The 20,609-nt window shown below is 63.7% G+C and carries 21 protein-coding genes; 18 read left to right on the forward strand and 3 right to left on the reverse strand.

Features of this window, described 5'->3' with window-relative positions; translation table 11 throughout:
• Positions 1-284: 284 nt before the first annotated feature.
• The 11 genes from AC2CGQ_RS17745 (at position 285) to hpaC (ending at position 10,944) form a co-directional block, all read left to right on the forward strand.
• Complete coding sequence (locus AC2CGQ_RS17745; protein WP_484593799.1) at positions 285-917, forward strand: fumarylacetoacetate hydrolase family protein; 633 nt, start codon at positions 285-287, stop codon at positions 915-917.
• On the forward strand, positions 914-1,678 hold the full coding sequence (locus AC2CGQ_RS17750) for a fumarylacetoacetate hydrolase family protein (protein WP_004933177.1): 765 nt from the start codon (positions 914-916) through the stop codon (positions 1,676-1,678). The genes AC2CGQ_RS17745 and AC2CGQ_RS17750 overlap by 4 nt, the downstream gene beginning before the upstream one ends.
• A complete protein-coding gene (gene hpaE / locus AC2CGQ_RS17755) occupies positions 1,675-3,129 on the forward strand; it encodes a 5-carboxymethyl-2-hydroxymuconate semialdehyde dehydrogenase (protein WP_033631722.1) in 1,455 nt (484 codons plus the stop codon). The genes AC2CGQ_RS17750 and hpaE overlap by 4 nt, the downstream gene beginning before the upstream one ends.
• 37 nt (positions 3,130-3,166) lie before the next feature.
• Positions 3,167-4,240, forward strand: coding sequence for a 3,4-dihydroxyphenylacetate 2,3-dioxygenase (hpaD, locus tag AC2CGQ_RS17760; protein ID WP_004933173.1), 1,074 nt, complete (start codon positions 3,167-3,169; stop codon positions 4,238-4,240).
• 50 nt (positions 4,241-4,290) lie between these two features.
• Positions 4,291-4,677 (forward strand): 5-carboxymethyl-2-hydroxymuconate Delta-isomerase, encoded by a 387-nt coding sequence (locus tag AC2CGQ_RS17765; protein ID WP_004933172.1) that lies wholly within the window; start codon positions 4,291-4,293, stop codon positions 4,675-4,677.
• A 14-nt stretch (positions 4,678-4,691) separates the two neighbouring features.
• Positions 4,692-5,495 carry a 2-oxo-hept-4-ene-1,7-dioate hydratase gene (gene hpaH, locus AC2CGQ_RS17770; RefSeq protein ID WP_004933170.1) on the forward strand — a complete coding sequence of 268 codons (804 nt, stop codon included), beginning with the start codon at positions 4,692-4,694 and terminating at the stop codon, positions 5,493-5,495.
• Between the two features lie 76 nt (positions 5,496-5,571).
• Complete coding sequence (gene hpaI, locus AC2CGQ_RS17775) at positions 5,572-6,366, forward strand: 4-hydroxy-2-oxoheptanedioate aldolase (RefSeq protein ID WP_033631724.1); 795 nt, start codon at positions 5,572-5,574, stop codon at positions 6,364-6,366.
• A gap of 3 nt (positions 6,367-6,369) precedes the next feature.
• Positions 6,370-7,740, forward strand: coding sequence for a 4-hydroxyphenylacetate permease (gene hpaX, locus AC2CGQ_RS17780; protein ID WP_484593800.1), 1,371 nt, complete (start codon positions 6,370-6,372; stop codon positions 7,738-7,740).
• Positions 7,741-7,774: 34 nt separating this feature from the next.
• A complete protein-coding gene (hpaA, locus tag AC2CGQ_RS17785) occupies positions 7,775-8,671 on the forward strand; it encodes a 4-hydroxyphenylacetate catabolism regulatory protein HpaA (RefSeq protein WP_004933161.1) in 897 nt (298 codons plus the stop codon).
• A gap of 178 nt (positions 8,672-8,849) precedes the next feature.
• On the forward strand, positions 8,850-10,412 hold the full coding sequence (gene hpaB, locus AC2CGQ_RS17790; protein WP_004933158.1) for a 4-hydroxyphenylacetate 3-monooxygenase, oxygenase component: 1,563 nt from the start codon (positions 8,850-8,852) through the stop codon (positions 10,410-10,412).
• Positions 10,413-10,428: 16 nt separating this feature from the next.
• On the forward strand, positions 10,429-10,944 hold the full coding sequence (gene hpaC / locus AC2CGQ_RS17795) for a 4-hydroxyphenylacetate 3-monooxygenase, reductase component (protein ID WP_004933156.1): 516 nt from the start codon (positions 10,429-10,431) through the stop codon (positions 10,942-10,944).
• 33 nt (positions 10,945-10,977) lie between these two features.
• Here hpaC and ampH read toward each other — a convergent pair whose 3' ends face one another.
• Both ampH and AC2CGQ_RS17805 read right to left on the reverse strand, forming a co-directional pair.
• Positions 10,978-12,120, reverse strand: a complete 1,143-nt coding sequence (ampH, locus tag AC2CGQ_RS17800) for a D-alanyl-D-alanine-carboxypeptidase/endopeptidase AmpH (RefSeq protein WP_015376541.1) — start codon at positions 12,118-12,120, stop codon at positions 10,978-10,980.
• A gap of 126 nt (positions 12,121-12,246) precedes the next feature.
• Positions 12,247-13,005: a FadR/GntR family transcriptional regulator gene (locus AC2CGQ_RS17805; RefSeq protein WP_085337470.1), complete on the reverse strand. Its 759-nt coding sequence runs from the start codon at positions 13,003-13,005 to the stop codon at positions 12,247-12,249.
• 235 nt (positions 13,006-13,240) lie between these two features.
• Between AC2CGQ_RS17805 and AC2CGQ_RS17810 the strand changes: the two genes are divergently transcribed.
• Genes AC2CGQ_RS17810 through fucP form a run of 7 tightly spaced genes read left to right on the forward strand, consistent with a single transcriptional unit; the run spans position 13,241 to position 19,399 of the window.
• The gene (locus tag AC2CGQ_RS17810; RefSeq protein WP_004933147.1) at positions 13,241-13,981 is read left to right on the forward strand and encodes an SDR family oxidoreductase; all 741 of its coding nucleotides are present in this window, start codon (positions 13,241-13,243) and stop codon (positions 13,979-13,981) included.
• A 25-nt stretch (positions 13,982-14,006) separates the two neighbouring features.
• Entirely contained in the window at positions 14,007-14,852 is an 846-nt protein-coding gene (locus AC2CGQ_RS17815; protein WP_484593801.1) for a fumarylacetoacetate hydrolase family protein, read from the forward strand.
• A 14-nt stretch (positions 14,853-14,866) separates the two neighbouring features.
• Positions 14,867-16,144, forward strand: a complete 1,278-nt coding sequence (locus tag AC2CGQ_RS17820; protein WP_484593802.1) for an L-fuconate dehydratase — start codon at positions 14,867-14,869, stop codon at positions 16,142-16,144.
• An 11-nt stretch (positions 16,145-16,155) separates the two neighbouring features.
• Positions 16,156-17,019 (forward strand): amidohydrolase family protein, encoded by an 864-nt coding sequence (locus AC2CGQ_RS17825; protein WP_484593803.1) that lies wholly within the window; start codon positions 16,156-16,158, stop codon positions 17,017-17,019.
• Positions 16,997-17,773, forward strand: a complete 777-nt coding sequence (locus AC2CGQ_RS17830) for an L-fucose dehydrogenase (protein ID WP_076740921.1) — start codon at positions 16,997-16,999, stop codon at positions 17,771-17,773. Before AC2CGQ_RS17825 ends, AC2CGQ_RS17830 begins: the two co-directional genes overlap by 23 nt.
• A complete protein-coding gene (locus tag AC2CGQ_RS17835) occupies positions 17,770-18,129 on the forward strand; it encodes an L-rhamnose mutarotase (protein ID WP_015376547.1) in 360 nt (119 codons plus the stop codon). Before AC2CGQ_RS17830 ends, AC2CGQ_RS17835 begins: the two co-directional genes overlap by 4 nt.
• A gap of 40 nt (positions 18,130-18,169) precedes the next feature.
• The gene (gene fucP / locus AC2CGQ_RS17840; protein WP_004933132.1) at positions 18,170-19,399 is read left to right on the forward strand and encodes an L-fucose:H+ symporter permease; all 1,230 of its coding nucleotides are present in this window, start codon (positions 18,170-18,172) and stop codon (positions 19,397-19,399) included.
• A gap of 1 nt (position 19,400) precedes the next feature.
• Here fucP and AC2CGQ_RS17845 read toward each other — a convergent pair whose 3' ends face one another.
• Positions 19,401-20,603, reverse strand: a complete 1,203-nt coding sequence (locus tag AC2CGQ_RS17845; protein ID WP_015376548.1) for an MFS transporter — start codon at positions 20,601-20,603, stop codon at positions 19,401-19,403.
• Positions 20,604-20,609 lie beyond the last annotated feature (6 nt).

A 20,609-nucleotide genomic window follows, 5' to 3' on the forward strand; every position in this document is an offset into this window, starting at 1 on the left:
CGTCATGGGGGCGCCTGCCCCGCAAAGCCCGATTTGTTAATAACTTAATAGTAGCCAAAGTTACCCGCAGGGATAAAGCAAAAATGCGTGGCGCAGCGAAAAATGGCGAGAAAAATGATTAATACGTTGAATAATCACGCCAATGTTTGTTGTTTGTGAATATTTTGTTATCACGATCACAAATCATTCCAAGCGCGTTGCGTAAAAGCTGCGCAGCGTATAAAAGTAATCATTAATATATTAATGAATGCCGGTTGTCATGTTTTGCCATTGGAGGAGTTCGCATGAAAGGCACCGTATTTTCCGTTGCGCTGAACCACCGCAGCCAACTGGACGCCTGGGATCAGGCGTTTCACCAGCCGCCGTACCAGACCCCGCCCAAAACCCCGGTGTGGTTTATCAAACCGCGCAATACCCACCTCGCCAACGGCGGGGCGATCCCGTTTCCGGCCGGTGAAACCGTGCAGAGCGGCGGCACGCTGGCGGTGATCATCGGCGACACCGCGCGCAAGGTGCCGGCAGCGCAGGTGAGCCGTTATCTGGCCGGTTACGCGTTGGCCAACGACGTCAGCCTGCCGGAGAGCAGCTTCTATCGCCCGGCGATCAAGGCCAAATGCCGCGACGGCTTCTGCCCGCTGGGGGAGATGGGGCAGTTGGAGAACGCCGATCGACTGGAGATCGTCACCGAGATCAACGGCGTGGAGCAGGATCGCTGGTCCACCGCCGATCTGGTGCGCTCGGTGCCGGAGCTGATCGCCGCCATCAGCGATTTCATCACCCTGCAGCCGGGCGATGCGGTGCTGATCGGCACCCCGCACCAGCGGATAGAGATCAAACCGGGGGATGAGGTGACGGTGCGCGCCGCCGGCCTGCCCACGTTGAGCAACCGCGTCACTCAGGCAGGAGCCGCATCATGAAACATGCCCGTATTCGCCATCATGGCCAGATCGTCAACGTTCAGGTAGACGACCAGCTGCGCGTCACGCTGCCAAACGGCGAGGTGCTGCAGGAGCGTGAAGTGGAATGGCTGCCGCCGGCGCAGGGCACGGTGTTCGCCCTGGGGCTGAACTATGCCGACCACGCCAGCGAGCTGGAATTCAAGGCACCGGAAGAGCCGCTGGTGTTCCTCAAGGCGCCGAACACTCTGACCGGCCATCGTCAGGTATCGGTGCGTCCGGCCGACGTGGAGTACATGCATTACGAAGCCGAGCTGGTGGCGGTGATCGGCAAGACCGCACGCAACGTCAGCCGCGAGCGCGCCATGGAGTATGTGGCGGGTTACACCCTGTGCAACGACTACGCCATCCGCGACTACCTGGAAAACTACTACCGGCCGAATCTGCGGGTGAAGAGCCGCGATACCCTGACGCCGATCGGGCCGTACATCGTCGATCGCGACGACGTCGCCGATCCGCACCGGCTGGCGCTCAGCACCTACGTCAACGGCGAGCTGCGCCAGCGCGGCAGTACCGCCGACATGATTTTCGACATTCCGTTCCTGATCGCCTACCTGAGCGAATTCATGACGCTGCAGCCGGGCGACATGATCGCCACCGGCACGCCGAAAGGGCTGGCCGACGTGCGGCCGGGCGACGAAGTGGTGGTGGAGATCGAGGGCATCGGCCGTTTGGTTAACCACATTATCAGTGAAAAAGATTACGAGGAGAGCCTACGATGAAAACCATCAACCACTGGATCAACGGCAAGAACGTCGCCAGCAAAGAGTATTTCACCACCACCAACCCGGCGAACGGCGAGGTGCTGGCGGAAGTGGCCTCCGGCGGCCAGCTGGAGATCGACCAGGCGGTGGCGGCCGCGAAAGAGGCTTTCCCCAAGTGGGCCAACACGCCGATGAAAGAGCGCGCGCGCCTGATGCGCCGTTTGGGTGAACTGATCGACCAGAACGTGCCGCAGATCGCCGAAATGGAAACCGCCGACACCGGCCTGCCGATCCATCAGACCAAAAACGTGCTGATCCCGCGCGCCTCGCACAACTTCGAATTCTTCGCCGAGGTATGCCAGCAGATGAACGGCAAGACCTACCCGGTGGACGACAAGATGCTCAACTACACGCTGGTGCAGCCGGTGGGGGTCTGCGCGCTGGTGTCGCCGTGGAACGTGCCGTTCATGACCGCCACCTGGAAAACGGCGCCTTGCCTGGCGCTGGGCAACACGGCGGTGCTGAAAATGTCCGAACTGTCGCCGCTGAGCGCCGATCGCCTGGGCGAGCTGGCGCTGGAGGCCGGCATTCCGGCTGGGGTGCTGAACGTGGTGCAGGGCTACGGCGCCACCGCCGGCGACGCATTGGTGCGCCATAAAGACGTGCGCGCGGTTTCGTTCACCGGCGGCACCGCCACCGGCCGGCGCATCATCGAAAGCGCCGGGCTGAAGAAATTCTCCATGGAGCTCGGCGGCAAGTCGCCGGTGCTGATCTTTGAAGACGCCGACATCGAGCGGGCGCTCGACGCCGCGCTGTTCACCATCTTCTCGATCAACGGCGAACGCTGCACCGCCGGTTCGCGCATCTTCATTCAGGAGAGCATCTACCCGGAATTCGTCAAACGTTTCGCCGAGCGCGCCAACCGTCTGCGCGTCGGCGATCCGCAAGATCCCAACACCCAGGTAGGGGCGCTGATCAGCCCGCAGCACTGGGAAAAAGTCTCCGGCTATATCCGCCTCGGGGTGGAGGAAGGGGCGACCCTGTTGGCCGGCGGCCCGGATAAACCGGCCGGCTTGAGCCACGGCAACTTCCTGCGCCCGACGGTGCTGGCGGATGTCGACAACCGGATGCGCGTGGCGCAGGAGGAGATCTTCGGGCCGGTGGCCTGCCTGCTGCCGTTCAAATCAGAAGAAGACGGCCTGCGCATGGCCAACGACGTGGAGTACGGCCTGGCGTCGTACATCTGGACGCAGGATGTGAGCAAGGTTCTGCGCCTGGCCCGCGGCATCGAAGCGGGCATGGTTTTCGTCAACACCCAAAACGTGCGCGATCTGCGCCAACCGTTCGGCGGCGTGAAAGCCTCTGGCACCGGCCGCGAAGGCGGGGAATACAGCTTCGAAGTGTTCGCCGAAATGAAGAACGTGTGCATTTCCATGGGCGACCACCCGATCCCGAAATGGGGCGTCTGAGCCTCAGGCCACAATAATAACGAAAGAGATGAGAACAATGACGACAAAACTGACCACTAATGCTGTCCCTGCTCCCGACGTCGTGCGCTGTGCCTACATGGAGATTCAGGTCACGAACCTTAAAGCCGCACGCGAATTTTACGTCGATATCCTCGGCCTGGTCGTGACCGCCGAAGATGACAAAACCCTCTACCTGCGTTCGATGGAGGAGTTCATTCACCATAACCTGGTGCTGCGCGAAGGCCCGGTCGCCGCCGTGGCGGCGTTTGCTTTCCGCGTGCGCACGCCGGAAGACGTCGATCGCGCCGAAGCGTATTTCAAGGCGCTTGGCTGCCGCACCGAGCGGCGGGTGAACGGGTTCGCCAAAGGCATCGGCGATGCGGTGCGGGTAGAAGATCCACTCGGTTTCCCGTATGAGTTTTTCTACGATGTGCAGCACGTCGAGCGTCTGGCCTGGCGTTACGATCTGTATACGCCGGGCGCGCTGGTGCGCCTCGACCACTTTAACCAAATCACCCCTGATGTGCCGCGCGCCGTGGAATATATCCAGGGGCTGGGTTTCCGCGTGACGGAAGACATCCGCGATGAAGACGGCGTGGTTTACGCCGCCTGGATGCGCCGCAAGGCGACGGTGCACGATACCGCGATGACCGGCGGCGCCGGGCCGCGCATGCACCACATCGCCTTCGCCACCCATGAAAAACACAATATTTTGGCCATCTGCGACAAGCTCGGCGCGCTGCGCAAATCCGATTTGATCGAACGCGGCCCTGGCCGTCACGGCGTCTCCAACGCGTTCTATCTCTACTTGCGCGATCCCGATGGCCACCGGGTGGAAATCTACACGCAGGATTACTACACCGGCGATCCGGACAACCCGACCGTGACCTGGGACGTGCATGACAACCAGCGCCGCGACTGGTGGGGCAATCCGGTGGTGCCGAGCTGGTACACCGAAGGATCGCTGGTGTTGGATCTCGATGGGCAGCCGCAGCCGGTGATCGAACGCAGCGCGCCCAGCGAAATGGCCGTCACCATCGGCGCAGACGGTTTTTCCTATACCCGCGAGGGCGATACGGAAAAAGGTTTCAAACTTGGCAATACGCTGTAAATGCCGCTGCGCGGGCCTCGCCCGCGCCTATGCGCCGTCTGGAGAACGCTATGCCCCATTTTTACGCTGAATGTACCGACAACATCCGCCGCGAGGCGGATTTGCCCACCCTGTTCGCCAAGGTCAACGAGGCGCTGGCGGCGACCGGTATCTTCCCGCTGGCCGGCGTGCGCAGCCGCGCCATCTGGCTTGATACCTGGCAAATGGCCGACGGCAAGCAGGATTACGCCTTCGTGCACATGACGCTGAAGATCGGCCATGGCCGCAGTCTGGAAAGCCGTCAGCAGGTGGGCGAGATGCTGTTTGCGCTGATCAAGGAACACTTCGCCGCGCTGATGGCGCAGCGTTACCTGGCGCTCTCTTTCACCATGGAAGAGCTGGATCCGGTATTGAATTACAAACAGAACAATGTCCACGCGCTGTTCAACAAGGCGTGAATAAGGGGTCGTAAATGCTGGATAAAGAGCAGGTTAACCGCGCCGTGCAGCGTCTGCATCAGGCGGAAAAGAGCCGTGAGCAGATCCGTGCCCTGTCGCTCGATCATCCCGAGATCACCATTGAAGACGCCTATGCCATTCAGCGGCAGTGGGTAGAACTGAAGATCGCCGAGGGGCGCACGCTCAAAGGCCACAAGATCGGCCTGACCTCGCGCGCCATGCAGGTGAGCTCGCAGATCACCGAACCGGACTACGGCGCGCTGCTGGACGACATGTTCTTCAACGACGGCAGCGACATTCCGATCGATCGCTTTATCGTGCCGCGGGTGGAAGTGGAGCTGGCGTTCGTGCTGGCCAAGCCGCTGCGCGGGCCGAACTGTACGCTGTTCGACGTCTACAACGCCACCGACTACGTCATTCCGGCGCTGGAGATCATCGATGCGCGCAGCCACAACGTCGATCCCGAGACGCAGCGGCCGCGCAAGGTGTTCGACACCATCTCCGACAACGCCGCCAACGCCGGGGTGGTGATGGGTGGGCGGCCGATCAAGCCGGATGCGCTGGATCTGCGCTGGATCTCCGCGCTGCTGTACCGCAACGGCGTGATTGAAGAGTCCGGCGTGGCGGCGGCGGTGCTCAACCACCCGGCCAACGGCGTGGCCTGGCTGGCCAACAAGCTGGCGCCGTATGAGGTGGAGCTGGAAGCGGGGCAGGTGATCCTCGGCGGTTCCTTCACCCGGCCGGTGCCGGCGCGGCGCGGCGATACTTTCCACGTCGATTACGGCCCGATGGGCTGCATCAGCTGCCGCTTCGTCTAATAAGCAGGCTCGGCGAACCGAGCCGCAATAACCGGGCGGGGGCCACGCGCCGCGCCCGCTTGTCAGGGAGAATGCGATGTTAACCAACCACTTCAAGCGGGCGCTGCAGGAAAAACGCCCGCAGATCGGGCTGTGGCTCGGGCTGTGCAGCAGCTACAGCGCCGAACTGTTGGCCGGCGCCGGTTTCGACTGGCTGCTGATCGACGGCGAACATGCGCCCAACAACGTGCAGACGGTGCTGGGGCAGCTGCAGGCGGTCGCCCCTTACCCCAGCCAGCCGGTGGTGCGGCCGCCGTGGAACGACGCGGTGATCATCAAGCAACTGCTGGACGTCGGCGCGCAAACCTTATTGATCCCGATGATTCAGAACGCCGAACAGGCGCGCGACGCGGTGCGCGCCACGCGCTATCCGCCGCACGGCGTGCGCGGCGTCGGCAGCGCCCTGGCGCGCGCTTCGCGCTGGAACCGGGTGCCCGATTACCTGCAGCAGGCCGATGAGCAGATGTGCGTGCTGGTGCAGATTGAAACCCGCGAGGCGGTGAAAAACCTCGACGCCATTCTGCAGGTGGAAGGGGTGGACGGCGTGTTCATCGGCCCGGCGGATCTCAGCGCCGACATGGGCTTCGCCGGCAATCCGCAGCACCCGGAGGTGCAGCGCACCATCGATGACGCCATCGCGCGCATCCGCGCCGCCGGCAAGGCGCCGGGCATTTTGATGGCCAACAAGGCGCTGGCGCAGCGCTATCTGGAAGCCGGCGCGCTGTTCGTCGCGGTAGGGGTGGATACCACCCTGCTGGCGCGGGCGGCGGAAGCCCTGGCGGACGAGTTCAAACAGGGCGGGGCGCAAGCGCCTTCATCGGGAGTCTACTGAACCATGAACCACGTCGATTCGCTGCCGCCGGCCAACCCGGCGCAGCAACATAAAGCGTTAACCGCCGCCGAGCAATCGGTGATTAAAAAGTTGTTTCGGCGCCTGATTATTTTCCTGTTCGTGTTGTTTGTTTTCTCTTTCCTCGACCGCATCAACATCGGCTTCGCCGGGCTGACGATGGGCAAAGATCTCGGCCTCAGCTCGACCATGTTCGGGCTGGCGGCGACGTTGTTCTATGTCACCTACGTGATCTTCGGCATTCCCAGCAACATGATGCTGAGCCGGGTCGGCGCGCGGCGCTGGATCGCCACCATCATGGTGCTGTGGGGCATCGCCTCCACCTGCACCATGTTCGCCACCGGGCCGACCAGCCTGTACGTGCTGCGCATGATCGTCGGCATCACCGAGGCCGGCTTTCTGCCGGGCATTCTGGTGTACCTCACCTACTGGTTCCCGGCGTTCTACCGCGCCCGCGCCAACGCCTTGTTCATGATCGCCATGCCGGTGACCATGGCGATCGGCTCGCTGGTCTCCGGCTATATTCTGGCGCTGGACGGGGTGATGAACCTGAAGGGCTGGCAGTGGCTGTTCCTGCTGGAAGGCATTCCGTCGGTGCTGCTGGGCGTGGTGGTGTGGTTCTACCTCGACGACACGCCGGCCAAGGCCAAGTGGCTGACCGACGAGGAAAAAGCCAGCCTGAAGGCGATGATGGAGGCCGATAAGCTGCAGCTGGTGCAGCCCAACGGGCCGAGCAGCCACCGCGCGCTGCAGCAGCGCAGCCTGTGGCGCGAGATTTTCACGCCGATTGTGTTGATGTATACGCTGACCTATTTCTGCCTGACCAACACCCTGAGCGCGATCAATATCTGGACGCCGCAGATCCTGCAGAGCTTCAACCAGGGCAGCAGCAACGTGACGATCGGCATTCTGGCGGCGATCCCGCAGATCTGCACCATCGCCGGCATGGTGTGGTGGAGCAAACGATCCGATCGGCTGCAGGAGCGCAAGCATCACACCGCGCTGCCGTACCTGTTCGCCGCCGCCGGCTGGCTATTGGCTTCCGCCACCGATCACAGCCTGATCCAACTGCTGGGGATCGTGATGGCGTCGGTCGGTTCCTTTACCGCCATGGCGATCTTCTGGACCACGCCTGATCAGTCGATCAGCCTGGAAGCGCGGGCGGTGGGGATCGCCGTGATCAACGCCACCGGCAACATCGGATCGGCGCTCAGCCCGCTGCTGATCGGCTGGTTCAAGGATCTGACCGGCAGCTTCAACTCCGGGCTGTATTTCGTCTCGGCGCTGTTGATCGTCGGCGCCGTGCTGGTGTGGCGCATCCCGATGAAGGATTCGCGCCCGAGAGCGACGCCTTGATACGCAGACAGGCAGGATTGCAGGAGGTAATGAGGTGCGGAAAAGTACCGGTTTTATCGCCAACATCGATATTTGCAAAGAGTATGACGCGCGCTACGCCGCCGACGAGGTGCACTACGAAACCTTCGCCGGGCTGGCGGCATTCTTTGGCCGCGACATGCAGGTGCACTGGCACGACTGTTTCTTCCAGGTGCATTTTCTGGAGACCGGCAAGATAGAGCTGCAGCTCGACGATCAGCACTATTCGGTGCAGGCGCCGCTGTTCATCCTCACGCCGCCGTCGGTGCCGCATGCGTTCTTCACCGAACCGGACAGCGACGGCCACGTGCTGACGGTGCGTCAGGAGTTGATTTGGCCGCTGCTGGAGCGCCTGTACCCCGGCAGCAACCTGGCGCTCGACATGCCGGGCATCTGCCTGTCGCTGGCCGACGCGCCGCAGGAGCTGACGGCGCTCAGCCACTATTGGGCGCTGATCCGCCGCGAGTTCGCGCAGAACCTGGCCGGGCGCGAACAGACGCTGGCGCTGCTGGCGCAGGCGGTGTTCACGTTGCTGTTGCGCAATACCGCGCTGGAAGACAGCGCCAACAGCGGCGTGCGTGGCGAACTGCAGCTGTTCCAGCGCTTCAACAAGATGGTGGACGAGCGTTTTCGCGAGCACCTGCCGGTGCCGGAGTATGCGCAGGCGTTGGGGGTGACCGAATCGCGGCTCAACGACCTGTGTCGGCGCTTCGCCAACCGGCCGCCCAAGCGGCTGATCTTCGATCGGCTGCTGCGCGAGGCCAAGCGCATGCTGCTGTTCAGCGCCTGCACGGTGCATGAAACCGCCTACAGCCTCGGCTTCAAGGATCCTGCCTATTTCGCCCGTTTTTTCAATCGGCTGGAAGGCTGTTCCCCCTCGACCTACCGCGCGGCGCAACACGCCCTTTCGTAACCGCGATCACAGTTTGCCGCGAAAGCGGCAAACTGACCTGAAAAGTACCGGCGATTGCCGCAAAAGTCTCTTCTCGAAACCGGCTTTGGCAGATTCAATTAAGCAACCAAAAGAAAACATTATTTTAACAAATGGCCGACTCCACGGCCTGAAAAATGCCGATGACGAGGAAGACCCGATGAAACCAGAAGACTTTCGTGCCGACAGCAAACGCCCGTTCACCGGCGCCGAATACCTGAAAAGTTTGCAGGACAGCCGCGAAATTTACATTTACGGCGAGCGCGTAAAAGACGTCACCACCCACCCGGCGTTCCGCAATGCGGCGGCCTCGGTCGGCCAGCTGTACGACGCGCTGCACGATCCGGCCAGCCAGGATCGCCTGTGCTGGAATACCGACACCGGCAACGGCGGTTACACCCACAAGTTCTTCCGCTATGCCCGCAGCCCGGAGGAGATGCGCCAGCAGCGCGACGCCATCGCCGACTGGTCGCGCCAAAGCTACGGCTGGATGGGGCGCACGCCGGATTATAAGGCGGCCTTCGGCTGCGCGCTGGGCGCTTATCCGGAGTTCTACGGCCAGTTCGCCGACAACGCGCGCCACTGGTACAAACGCATTCAGGAAACCGGGCTCTATTTTAACCACGCTATCGTCAACCCGCCGATCGACCGCCATAAGCCGGTCAACGAGGTGAAGGACGTCTACATTCAGGTGGAGAAAGAAACCGACGCCGGCATCATCGTCAGCGGCGCCAAAGTGGTGGCCACCAACTCGGCGTTGACCCACTACAACTTCATCGGTTTCGGTTCGGCGCAGGTGATGGGCGATAATCCGGACTTCGCGCTGATGTTCGTGGCGCCGATGGACGCCGAAGGGGTGAAGCTGATTTCGCGCGCCTCCTACGAGCTGGTGGCCGGCGCCACCGGATCGCCGTTCGACTACCCGCTCACCAGCCGCTTTGACGAGAACGATGCGATCCTGATCATGGATCATGTGCTGATCCCGTGGGAAAACGTGCTGATCTACCGCGATTTCGACCGCTGTCGCCGCTGGAGCACCCAGGGCGGTTTCGCCCGGCTGTTCCCGCTGCAGGCCTGCGTGCGCCTGGCGGTGAAGATGGACTTCATCACCGCGCTGCTGCAAAAGAGCCTCTCGTGTACCGGCGTGCTGGAGTTCCGCGGCGTGCAGGCCGATCTGGGCGAAGTGGTGGCCTGGCGCAACCTGTTCTGGTCGCTGAGCGACGCGATGTGCGCCGAAGCCACGCAATGGGAAAACGGTGCCTACCTGCCGGATTCCGCCGCGCTGCAGACCTACCGCGTGATGGCGCCGATGGCCTACACCAAGGTGAAACACATCATCGAGAAGAACGTCACCAGCGGCCTGATCTACCTGCCGTCCAGCGTGCGCGACATGAACAATCCGGAGATCGACAAGTACCTGGCGCGCTACGTGCGCGGATCGGACGGCATGGATCACGTCGAACGCATCAAGATCCTCAAGCTGATGTGGGATGCGATCGGCAGCGAATTCGGCGGCCGTCACGAGCTGTATGAGATCAACTACGCCGGCAGCCAGGATGAGATCCGCCTGCAGTGCCTGCGCCACGCGCAGGGATCCGGCAACATGGATCGCATGATGCAGATGGTCGACAAGTGCCTGGCCGATTACGATCAGCATGGCTGGAAGGTGCCGCACCTGCGGAACAATGACGATATTAATCAGTTGGATAATCTGCTGAAGTAATTCAGGAGGAGGTTGTATGTCTCAGGAAAATGAACAGCGGTTGCGCTTTCGCGACGCCATGGCCAGCCTGTCGGCGGCGGTGAATATCGTCACCACCGACGGCCCGGCGGGGCGCTGCGGCATCACCGCCACGGCGGTGTGCTCGGTAACCGATACGCCGCCGACGCTGCTGGTGTGCATCAACCGCAACAGCGCGATGAACCCGGTATTTCAGGAAAATCGCAGGCTGTGCGTCAACGTGCTCAACCACGAACAGGAACTGATGGCGCGCCACTTCGCCGGCATGACCGGCGTCAGCATGGAAGATCGTTTCCGGCTGGAAGAGTGGCAGCTTGGCGCGTTGGGGCAGCCTGTATTGCGCAATACCCTGGCCAGCCTGGAAGGGGAGATCGAGCAGATCCAGAGCATCGGCACTCACCAGATGTACCTGGTGCAGATCAAGCAGATCGCGCTGAGCGAAGCCGGCAACGGCCTGATCTACTTCAAGCGCAACTTCCATTCGGTGATCCACCAGATGGCGGTGCCGGCCTGAGGCGTGGGGGCGCAGTTGGCTGCGCCCCTCATCTCAACTCTTGTTGGCCGCCAGATCGCTCACCAGGCGGTTGACCGGATCGCTCATGTTGGTGAACTTGCTCAGCTCCGAACGGGTCACCACCACGAACACCCCGACGTTTTTCGCCGGGATCATCGCCATGTAGGTAATGAATCCGCCGCCGCCGCCGGTCTTCTGAATGATGCCCGGCAGCCCGTCCTTCGGCGCCATATACACCCAGCCCAATCCCAATGCATCCGCTTGCCCCGGCACGTCCATGCCCTTCAGCGACACCAGATCGTGGCGCTGGAAGTACATGGTTTGCTCGCTGGCGGCGGTGGCTTTGCGCGGGCCGCTGGCGCTGGAGGAGAGGAACTGCTGCATCCAGCGCTGCATGTCGCGCGGGGTGGAGTAGACGCCGCCGCTGCCGGCCGCGGCGGTGGTGTCGCGACAGGCGCTCGGGCCGGCCGCCGCCACCATCAGGCGCGAGCACTGTTCGGGGCTCGGCGTCAACGTGGTGTCGACCATGCCGAGCGGCGCGGTGATTTTCTCTTTCAGCAGCGCGCTGTAAGGCTTGCCCGCGGCGCGCGAGAGCGCGTCGGCCAGCAGATCGTACGCCAGGTTGGAATACGCGGCGCGCACGCCCGGCGGCACCGTGACGTTGGCATGCGCCAGCCACTGCCAGCGCTGAGCCTTGGTCGGCCAGGTGAACACCGGCGTTTTCGGCGGCTTCTTGCCCGGCTGCTCGCGCGGCAGCGCGCTGGTGTGGGTGGCCAGGTTCAATAACGTGATCGGCTGGCCGGCGTTGTAAGACGGCACATAGGCGCCCTTGGGAGCGTACTTGCGCAGCGGGTCGGTCAGCTTGACCTGGCCTGCCGCCGCCATTTTCACCATCACTTCGCTGGTCATCAGCTTGGTGATCGAGGCGATGCGGATCAGCGAATCCGGGCGCGGGCGCAGGTTGTTGCCGGGCTTGGTGTCGCCGAAGCTGCGGTTAACCACCTGATTGCCGTCGATCACCACCAGCGCCATGCCGGTGGCGCCGCTGTTGTAGAAAATATGTTCGGCATACTGGTCGACGATTTGCGAAGCCAGCTGCGGGGGGGCGGCCTGCACGGCCAGCGGCGCGGCGCACAGGCCCAGCGCCAGCAATAAAGCGGAGACAGAGTTCTTCAACGGTCGTTATCCATTTAACAATGCAGCGGGAAAGGGCGTAATCCATCGCCCAGTGTAATGCGCCCGCCCCCCCGCTGCATGTAGAAAAAAGAGCGGTGGCGATAAAATTTTTTAACCGCCGGCGGCTTACTGCGCGCGGGCGAAAATGGCGATCACTTCATCCAGGTGCGCCTTCATCGCTTTGCGGGCGCCGCGCACGTCGCGCGCTTCGATCGCCGCCAGGATCGCCCGGTGTTCCTGCTCGGAGCGGTGCGGCATGTCGTCCGGCGTATAGTGGCGCTGCAGCACGCGGAACATGCTGCCGTAGCGGTGGCCGAGCAGATGACCGATGATGAACGCGTAAGCCGGGTTGCCGCTGGCTTGGGCGATGCGGATGTGGAACAGCCGATCGCCGGGGTGGGTGGCGGAGCCGGCGCGGTTATCGCGGCAGTTCTGCTCATAGGCGGCGCGGATGCCCGCCAGCTCCTCGTCGGTGGCGTGGCGCGCGGCCAGCGCGGCGGTCTCCGGTTCAATCAGCAGGCGGGTTTGCAGCAGTGAAAACGGCGGCAGCTCGGCGTTGAAATCCAGCTCGATATTCAGTTCGTCGTCGATCTCCGCCCACTGGTTGCGGCCGGCCTGGGCCATCACCGATTCCTGCGACGTTGGCGGCGGCGTTTGCGAACGCACGATCACCCCGTTGCCCACCTTGACGTCCACCAGGCCGATCACTTCCAACGCGATCAGCGCCTCGCGCACCGACGCGCGGCTGACCTGCAACTGCTGGGCGAGATCGCGCTCCGAGGGCAGGCGGCTGCCAGGCGGAAATTCGTTATTCTCGATAAGACGTTTGAGCTGGTCGGCTATCTGTCTGTAAATCCTTGGGTTTTCCAGTCGGGTAATCGGCATTTTTGACCTTTGACGATTCGGCGTTCAGTGATTTGGCGCACAATTATGCGACAAGGCGCTTGAGTAATCGTTATTCAAGTGTAAAAAAATGGTTAATTGAAATGTGGTTTCAAGGCTGTTTTATTAACTTCTTCCCCCAACGATAACGCGTAAAGCGTCTTTTGTCATGTTAGAGGCCTGACCTTTAATCGCCCTTAGTGGCCTGACCATTAGACCTTTAGGCCGAGGAGTCAAGATGGATTTAACCGGGAAACGCGTACTGATCACCGCCGCCGGGCAAGGGATCGGTTTTACCACCGCCAGGCTGTTCGCCGCCGCCGGCGCCGAGGTGATCGCCAGCGACATCAACCTCGAGCGCCTGCAGGGCTGCGCCGGGATCCGCGCGCTGGCGCTGAACGTCACCGATCCGGCCGCCATCGCGGCGGCGGCGGAGGCGATCGGCCCGATCGATGTGCTGTTCAACTGCGCAGGCGTGGTGCACAGCGGATCGATCCTCGATTGCAGCGAAGATCAGTGGGCGTTCGCGCTCGATCTCAACGTGACCGCGATGTTCCGCATGATCCGCGCCTTCCTGCCGGGCATGTTGGCGCGCGGCAAAGGCTCGATCATCAACATGTCTTCGGTGGCCTCGAGCGTGAAAGGGGTGCCGAACCGCTTCGCCTACAGCGCCAGCAAGGCGGCGGTGATCGGCCTGACGCGCTCGGTGGCGGCGGATTACGTCACCCAGGGCATCCGCTGCAACGCCATTTGCCCCGGCACGGTGGAATCGCCGTCGCTGCGCCAGCGCATCAATGAGCAGGCGCGCGAACAGGGGCGCAGCGAGCAAGAGGTGTATCAGGCTTTCGTCGCCCGTCAGCCGATCGGGCGCATCGGCACCACCGAGGAGATCGCCCAGTTGGCGCTGTATCTGGCCTCCGACGCCAGTTCGTACACCACCGGCACGGTGCAGATCATCGACGGCGGCTGGAGCAACTGAGCCGCCATTTTTGAGAGAGGAACGCATGAAACTTTTACGTTACGGGGAACCCGGGCAAGAGCGCCCCGGCATGTTGGATGCGCAAGGTTGCCTGCGCGATCTGTCGCAGCATATCGCCGACGTGGGCGGCGCCGCGTTATTGCCGGCATCGCTCGCCAAACTGCGCGCGCTGGACAGCGCCGCGCTGCCGCTGGTCGAGGGGCAGCCGCGCCTCGGCGCCTGTGTCGGCGGCATCGGCAAGTTCATCTGCATCGGCCTGAACTACGCCGATCACGCGGCGGAAACCGGCGCGGCCATTCCTGAAGAACCGGTGGTGTTCAACAAATGGACCAGCGCGGTGGTCGGCCCCTACGACCGGGTGGAGATCCCGCGCGGCTCGCAGAAAACCGACTGGGAAGTGGAGCTGGGCGTGGTGATCGGCCTGGGCGGGCGCTACATCAGCGAAACGGACGCGATGCGCCACGTCGCCGGTTATTGCGTGATCAACGACGTCTCAGAACGCGAATATCAAATTGAGCGCGGCGGCACCTGGGACAAGGGCAAAGGCTGCGACACCTTCGGGCCGATCGGGCCCTGGCTGGTAACCGCCGACGAGATCGCCGATCCGCACAGCCTGAACCTGTGGCTGGAGGTGGACGGCAAGCGCTATCAGGACGGCAACACCAGCACCATGATCTTCCGCATTCCGCAGATCGTCAGCTACCTCAGCCGCTTTATGAGCCTGCAGCCGGGCGACGTGATCTCCACCGGCACGCCGCCGGGCGTCGGCATGGGGCAGAAACCGCAGCCCATCTACCTGCGGGCGGGCCAGACGATGCGTCTGGGCATCGAAGGGCTGGGCGAACAGCGCCAGCAAACCGTACAGGCTTAACCGGGAGCGCCGCCATGACCACCATTACCGCACTGCGGGTTGAAGACATTCGTTTCCCCACGTCGCTGGGGCTGGACGGATCCGACGCCATGAATCTGGATCCCGACTATTCCGCCGCCTACGTGATCCTGGAGACCGATCGCGCGGATCTCAGCGGCCACGGGCTGACGTTCACCATCGGGCGCGGCAACGAGATCTGCTGCGCGGCGATCCGCGCGCTGGAGCATCAGATCGTCGGCGAGCGGCTGGAGGATATCGCCGCTGACATGGGCGCCTTCTGGCGGCGTTTCACCAGCGACAGCCAGCTGCGCTGGATCGGGCCGGACAAGGGCGCCATTCACCTGGCGACCGGCGCGGTGGTCAACGCGGTGTGGGATCTGTGGGCCAAATCGGTCGGCAAACCGGTGTGGCGGCTGGTGGCAGAGATGACGCCGGAGGAGCTGGTGCGCTGCATCGACTTCCGTTACATCACCGACTGCATCACGCCGCAGGAAGCGCTGGCGCTGCTGAAACAGCGGGCCGAGGGCAAAGAACGCCGCCTGGAGCGGCTGCTGCAGGAAGGGTATCCCTGCTACACCACCTCGGCAGGGTGGCTGGGTTATCCGGACGACAAGCTGCGCCGCCTGTGCCAGGAGGCGGTCGACGCCGGTTTCTCCTACCTGAAGCTGAAGGTTGGGCGCGATCTGGAAGACGACATTCGCCGGGTGCGCATCGCGCGTGAGGTGATCGGCCCGGATCGCCGGCTGATGATCGACGCCAACCAGGTGTGGGAAGTCGATGAAGCCATTCCGTGGGTGAAGCATCTGGCGTTCGCCAAACCCTGGTTTATCGAAGAGCCGACCAGCCCGGACGACGTGGAAGGGCATCGCCGCATCCGCGAAGGGGTAGCGCCGGTCAAGGTGGCTACCGGCGAGATGTGCCAGAACCGCATCATGTTCAAACAGTTCATCATGCGCGGCGCGGTGGACGTGGTGCAGATCGACGCCTGTCGCCTCGGCGGCGTCAACGAAGTGTTGGCGGTGATGCTGATGGCGGCCAAATACCAGTTGCCGGTCTGCCCGCACGCCGGCGGCGTCGGGCTGTGCGAATACGTGCAGCACCTGTCGATGATCGACTTCCTGTGCATCGCCGGCACCCACGAGGGCCGGGTGATCGAGTACGTCGATCATTTGCATGAACACTTTGTCGATCCCTGCGTGATCAAGGGCGCGGCCTACATGCCGCCGAGCCGGCCAGGTTACTCGATCGAGATGCATCCGTCGTCGATCGAGCAGTATCGGTTCCGCGGGTGAAGCGGGATCGCATGCCGCGCATCGATGCTCACCAGCACTACTGGCGCTACCACCCGCAGCATTACCCGTGGATCGACGAGCGGATGCGCGTGCTGCGGCAGGATTTTGGGCCGGCCCAGCTGCGGTCGCTGTTGCAGGAACACGGTTTCGACGGCGCGCTGGCGGTGCAGGCGCGTCCCAGCGAGGAAGAGACGCTGGCCTTGCTGGCGCTTGCTGAGCGGAGCGAGGGCGTATGCGGTGTGGTGGGCTGGCTGGATATCGCTTCGCCACAGCTGGCGCAGCGTCTGGAAACTTTGCGGCCTTACCGCGCGCTACGCGGGGTGCGCCATCAGGTGCAGGACGAAGCGGATCCGGCGGCCTGGCTGGCGCGGCCGGAGGTGGAACGCGGCATGCAAACGCTGCAGCGCGCCGGGTATGTATACGAGATCCTGGTGACGCACCGGGTTCTGGCGGCCGCGGCGGCGTTTGCCGGCCGCCACGACCAACACTGGCTGGTGCTGGATCACCTCGGCAAGCCGGACATCGCGCGCGGCGCGCGGCACTGGGCGCAGCAAATCCGGCCGTTGGCGGTGCTGCCGCATGTGGCCTGCAAGCTGTCGGGGCTGATCACCGAGGCGCCGGGTGGCCGGTGGCGCGCGGAAGAACTGCTGCCGTTCTTCGATGCCGCGCTGGAGGCGTTCGGCCCGCAGCGGCTGATGTTCGGCTCCGATTGGCCGGTGTGCCTGCTGGCCGGCGACTACCGCCAGGTGGTGCAACTGTGCGAACGGGCGCTGGCGACGCTGGGGGCCGCCGAGCAGGCGGCGATTTGGGGCGACACCGCCTGGCGAATTTACGGTTTAACGGAGTCTGGTTATGGATCTGTATCTGCAAGATAAGGTGGTGTTGGTTACCGGCGGCGGTTCCGGCATTGGCGCGGCGATTTCTCATGTGCTGGCCGAGGAAGGGGCGATCCCGGTGCTGGTCACCAACGCCGCGCCGGAGGCGGCGCTGCTGGCCGATTTGCAGCGGCTGCAGCCGCGCACCGGGGTGATCCTCACCGAATTGTGCGACGAGGCGGCCTGCCGCCGGGCGGTCAGCCAGACGCTGGCGACCTTCGGCCGCATCGACGGACTGGTGAATAACGCCGGGGTCAATGACGGCGTCGGGCTGGAGGCGGGGCGCGAGGCGTTCGTCGGCTCGCTGGAAAAGAACCTGGTGCACTACTACCTGATGGCGCACCTGTGCCAGGCGGCGCTGCGGGAGAGCCGGGGCGCCATCGTCAACATCGCCTCCAAGACCGCGCTCAGCGGCCAGGGGGGCACCAGCGGTTACACCGCCGCCAAGGGCGCGGTGCTGGCGCTGACGCGCGAATGGGCGGTGTCGCTGCGCCATGACGGGGTGCGGGTGAACGCGGTGGTGCCGGCGGAGGTGATCACCCCGCAGTACCAGCGCTGGCTCAACACCTTCGCCGAGCCGCAGCGGCAGATGGATAAAATCACCGCGCGCATCCCGCTCGGGCAGCGCATGACCACGCCGCAGGAGATAGCCGACACCGTGGCGTTTCTGCTCTCGTCGCGGTCATCGCACACCACCGGGCAGTGGCTGTCGGTGGACGGCGGCTACCTGCATCTCGATCGGGCGCTGACGTGAGCGGCGCGGCGGCAGGGCGGCGCCGTTTCTGTCAGGCGCTCGATCTGATTGACTCACCGGCGCTGATTGCGGAGTACCAGCAGCATCATCAGCGCATTTGGCCGGGCATCGCCGCGCATTTGCGCGAGCACGGCATTCTTGACATGGAAATTTACCGGTTGGGCACCCGGCTGTTCATGATCGTGGAGGTCAGCGCCGATTTCGACGCCGCGCGCTTTGACGCCGCCAGCCTGAACAACCCCGAAGTACAGCGATGGGAAGCGCTGATGTGGCACTACCAGGCCGCCACCCCCTGGACGCCGCAGGGCGAAAAATGGGTGGAAATGGCGCGGATTTTCTCTCTGCAACAGCAATAACGCCAACATCATCATCGCCAGACGATACGAGGGTATCACCATGCTTGCTGAAAAAAGTGCGGCCTCCGCGCAGCCGGGCGTCCCCGTGACCGCCAATCTGCGCTGGGCCTTTATCCTGGTCACCAGCCTGTTCTTCATGTGGGGGCTGTCCTACGGCCTGCTGGACGTATTAAACAAACATTTTCAGGAGACGTTGCACGTCACCAAGGCGCAGTCGGGGCTGCTGCAGGCGGCCTACTTCGGCGCCTATTTCCTGGTGGCGCTGCCCGCCGGGTACTTTATGGATCGCAAGGGTTATAAGGCGGGCATTCTGGTCGGGCTGTGCCTGTACGCGCTGGGGGCGCTGCTGTTCGTGCCGGCGGCGTCGGCCAACAGCTTCGGCGTATTCCTGTTTGCGCTGTTCGTTATCGCCAGCGGCCTGGGCTGCCTGGAAACGGCGGCCAACCCGTACGCCACGGTGCTGGGCGACGCGCAGGGCGCCGAACGGCGGCTCAACCTGGCGCAGTCGTTCAACGGCCTCGGGCAGTTTATCGGCCCGCTGATCGGCGGCACGCTGTTCTTCTCCGCCAGCCAGTCCGCCGGCGACGGCGATCAGAGCGCGGTGAAGATGACCTATGTGGCGATCGCCGCGCTGGTGTTGCTGATCGCGCTGTTGTTCAGCCGCACCCGGCTGCCGGCGATCCGCGAAGAGGAAAAACCGGTGCACGGCGTGATAGCGCAGGGATTGTGGCAGCATCCGCATTTCGTCGGCGGGGTTATCACACAGTTCTTCTACGTGGCGGCGCAGGTGGGCGTGGGGGCGTTCTTCATCAACTACGCCACCGAGCACTGGCGCGAGGTGTCTAACCAGAACGCCTCTTACCTGCTGTCGATCGCCATGATCTGCTTTATGGTCGGGCGCTTCTTCAGCACCTGGCTGATGGGGCGAGTCAAACCGGCGACGCTGCTGGCGGCCTATGCGCTGATCAACATCGCGCTGTGCGGCGTGGTGATGCTGAGCGTCGACGGCGTATCGGTGGTGGCGCTGATCGCGGTGTTCTTCTTTATGTCGATCATGTTCCCGACCATTTTCGCCCTGGGGGTGAAAAATCTGGGCAAGCACACCAAGCGCGCCAGCTCCTTTATGATCATGGCGATCGTCGGCGGCGCCATCATGCCTTACTTTATGGGGGCGCTGGCCGACCGTTACAGCACCGCGCTCTCTTATCTGCTGCCGCTGCTGTGCTTCGCGGTGGTGCTGGTTTACGGCCTGCGGCAGCGCCGCGCCTGATTCACCCCGGCGGCGAATCGGCCTTCGCCGCCGCTTTTGGCATCTGCCGCCGGGTTCCCATCAGGATGGCCAACGCCAGCAGCAGCACCAGGCCGGACAGCGCGCCGTTTATCGTCAGGCCGCCGGCATCCACCACCAGCCCGCCCACCAGTGAACCGCAGGAAATCGCCAGGTTAAACAGCGCGATATACAGCGAAGAGGCGACCTCGGCCGCATCGGGCGCCGCCTTGAGCATCCACGCCATCAGCGCAACGGAAACGCCACCGTAGGCGATGCCCCACAGCAGCAGGAAGGCGCCGCCGCTCAGCGGCGCGTGGCCCAGCAGCGGCAGCAGCAGGACGGCGAGCGCCAGCCCGAGGGCGATCAGCGCCAGGGTGCGGCGCAGCCGTTTGGCGGCGGCCTGGCCGGCGATGAAATTCCCGACGAGGCCGGCGACGCCGTAGGCGAACAGCAGCGGCCCCACCCAGCGGCTCTCGATACCGGAGACCGTCTGCAGCAGCGGACGGACAAAGGTGTAAGCCATAAAGTGACCGGCGACCAGCAAAAACGTCAGCAGCAGCCCGGTCAGCAGCCGGCGATTCGCGCGCTGCGCGGTGAACGACCTCCAGCTTATCGCCTGCGTGACCGGCAGCGGCGGCAGCACGCACACCAGCAGCAGCAGGGTCAGCGCCGCCAGAACGGCGACCGCCAGAAACGCCAGGCGCCAGCCCAGCGCTTCGCCGAGGAATACCCCGAGCGGCACGCCGAACACCGAGGCCGCCGCTACGCCGCCGAAGATGACGGACAGCGCCAATCCGACTGAGGCCGGCGGCACCAGGCGTTCCGCCAGCCCGCCGGCGATGGCCCAGATACCGCCGATGCAAAAACCCAGCAGGATGCGCGCGGCGAACAGCAGGGCCAGGGAGGTGGCGGCGGCGGCCAGCAGGTTAGCGGCGATCAGCAGCAGCAGAAAGCCCGCCAACAGGCCGCGGCGGTCCGTGCGCCGGGCGCCCAGCACCACCAGCGGGGCGAACAGCGCGGCGAACAGAGCCGGCAGGGAAATCAGCAGCCCGGCGCGGCCGATCGTCGCGTTCAGTGTATTGACGATCGGGCTCAGCAGCCCGACGGGCAGCATTTCTGCGGTGACGACGGTAAAGGTGGACAGGCCGACCGTGAAGGTGGCCAGCCACGCTTTTGCGCCGCCGTCGGCGTGTAAGGCACTCATAATGAC

This window comes from Serratia sp. DFXYC6 (assembly GCF_057196085.1).

Coding starts and splice junctions, on each gene's coding strand:
- AC2CGQ_RS17745 (WP_484593799.1), top strand. CDS start 285: ATGAAAGGCACCGTATTTTCCGTTGCGCTGAACCACCGCAGCCAACTG.
- AC2CGQ_RS17750 (WP_004933177.1), top strand. CDS start 914: ATGAAACATGCCCGTATTCGCCATCATGGCCAGATCGTCAACGTTCAG.
- hpaE (WP_033631722.1), top strand. CDS start 1,675: ATGAAAACCATCAACCACTGGATCAACGGCAAGAACGTCGCCAGCAAA.
- hpaD (WP_004933173.1), top strand. CDS start 3,167: ATGACGACAAAACTGACCACTAATGCTGTCCCTGCTCCCGACGTCGTG.
- AC2CGQ_RS17765 (WP_004933172.1), top strand. CDS start 4,291: ATGCCCCATTTTTACGCTGAATGTACCGACAACATCCGCCGCGAGGCG.
- hpaH (WP_004933170.1), top strand. CDS start 4,692: ATGCTGGATAAAGAGCAGGTTAACCGCGCCGTGCAGCGTCTGCATCAG.
- hpaI (WP_033631724.1), top strand. CDS start 5,572: ATGTTAACCAACCACTTCAAGCGGGCGCTGCAGGAAAAACGCCCGCAG.
- hpaX (WP_484593800.1), top strand. CDS start 6,370: ATGAACCACGTCGATTCGCTGCCGCCGGCCAACCCGGCGCAGCAACAT.
- hpaB (WP_004933158.1), top strand. CDS start 8,850: ATGAAACCAGAAGACTTTCGTGCCGACAGCAAACGCCCGTTCACCGGC.
- hpaC (WP_004933156.1), top strand. CDS start 10,429: ATGTCTCAGGAAAATGAACAGCGGTTGCGCTTTCGCGACGCCATGGCC.
- AC2CGQ_RS17805 (WP_085337470.1), bottom strand. CDS start 13,005: ATGCCGATTACCCGACTGGAAAACCCAAGGATTTACAGACAGATAGCC.
- AC2CGQ_RS17810 (WP_004933147.1), top strand. CDS start 13,241: ATGGATTTAACCGGGAAACGCGTACTGATCACCGCCGCCGGGCAAGGG.
- AC2CGQ_RS17815 (WP_484593801.1), top strand. CDS start 14,007: ATGAAACTTTTACGTTACGGGGAACCCGGGCAAGAGCGCCCCGGCATG.
- AC2CGQ_RS17820 (WP_484593802.1), top strand. CDS start 14,867: ATGACCACCATTACCGCACTGCGGGTTGAAGACATTCGTTTCCCCACG.
- AC2CGQ_RS17825 (WP_484593803.1), top strand. CDS start 16,156: ATGCCGCGCATCGATGCTCACCAGCACTACTGGCGCTACCACCCGCAG.
- AC2CGQ_RS17830 (WP_076740921.1), top strand. CDS start 16,997: ATGGATCTGTATCTGCAAGATAAGGTGGTGTTGGTTACCGGCGGCGGT.
- fucP (WP_004933132.1), top strand. CDS start 18,170: ATGCTTGCTGAAAAAAGTGCGGCCTCCGCGCAGCCGGGCGTCCCCGTG.
- AC2CGQ_RS17845 (WP_015376548.1), bottom strand. CDS start 20,603: ATGAGTGCCTTACACGCCGACGGCGGCGCAAAAGCGTGGCTGGCCACC.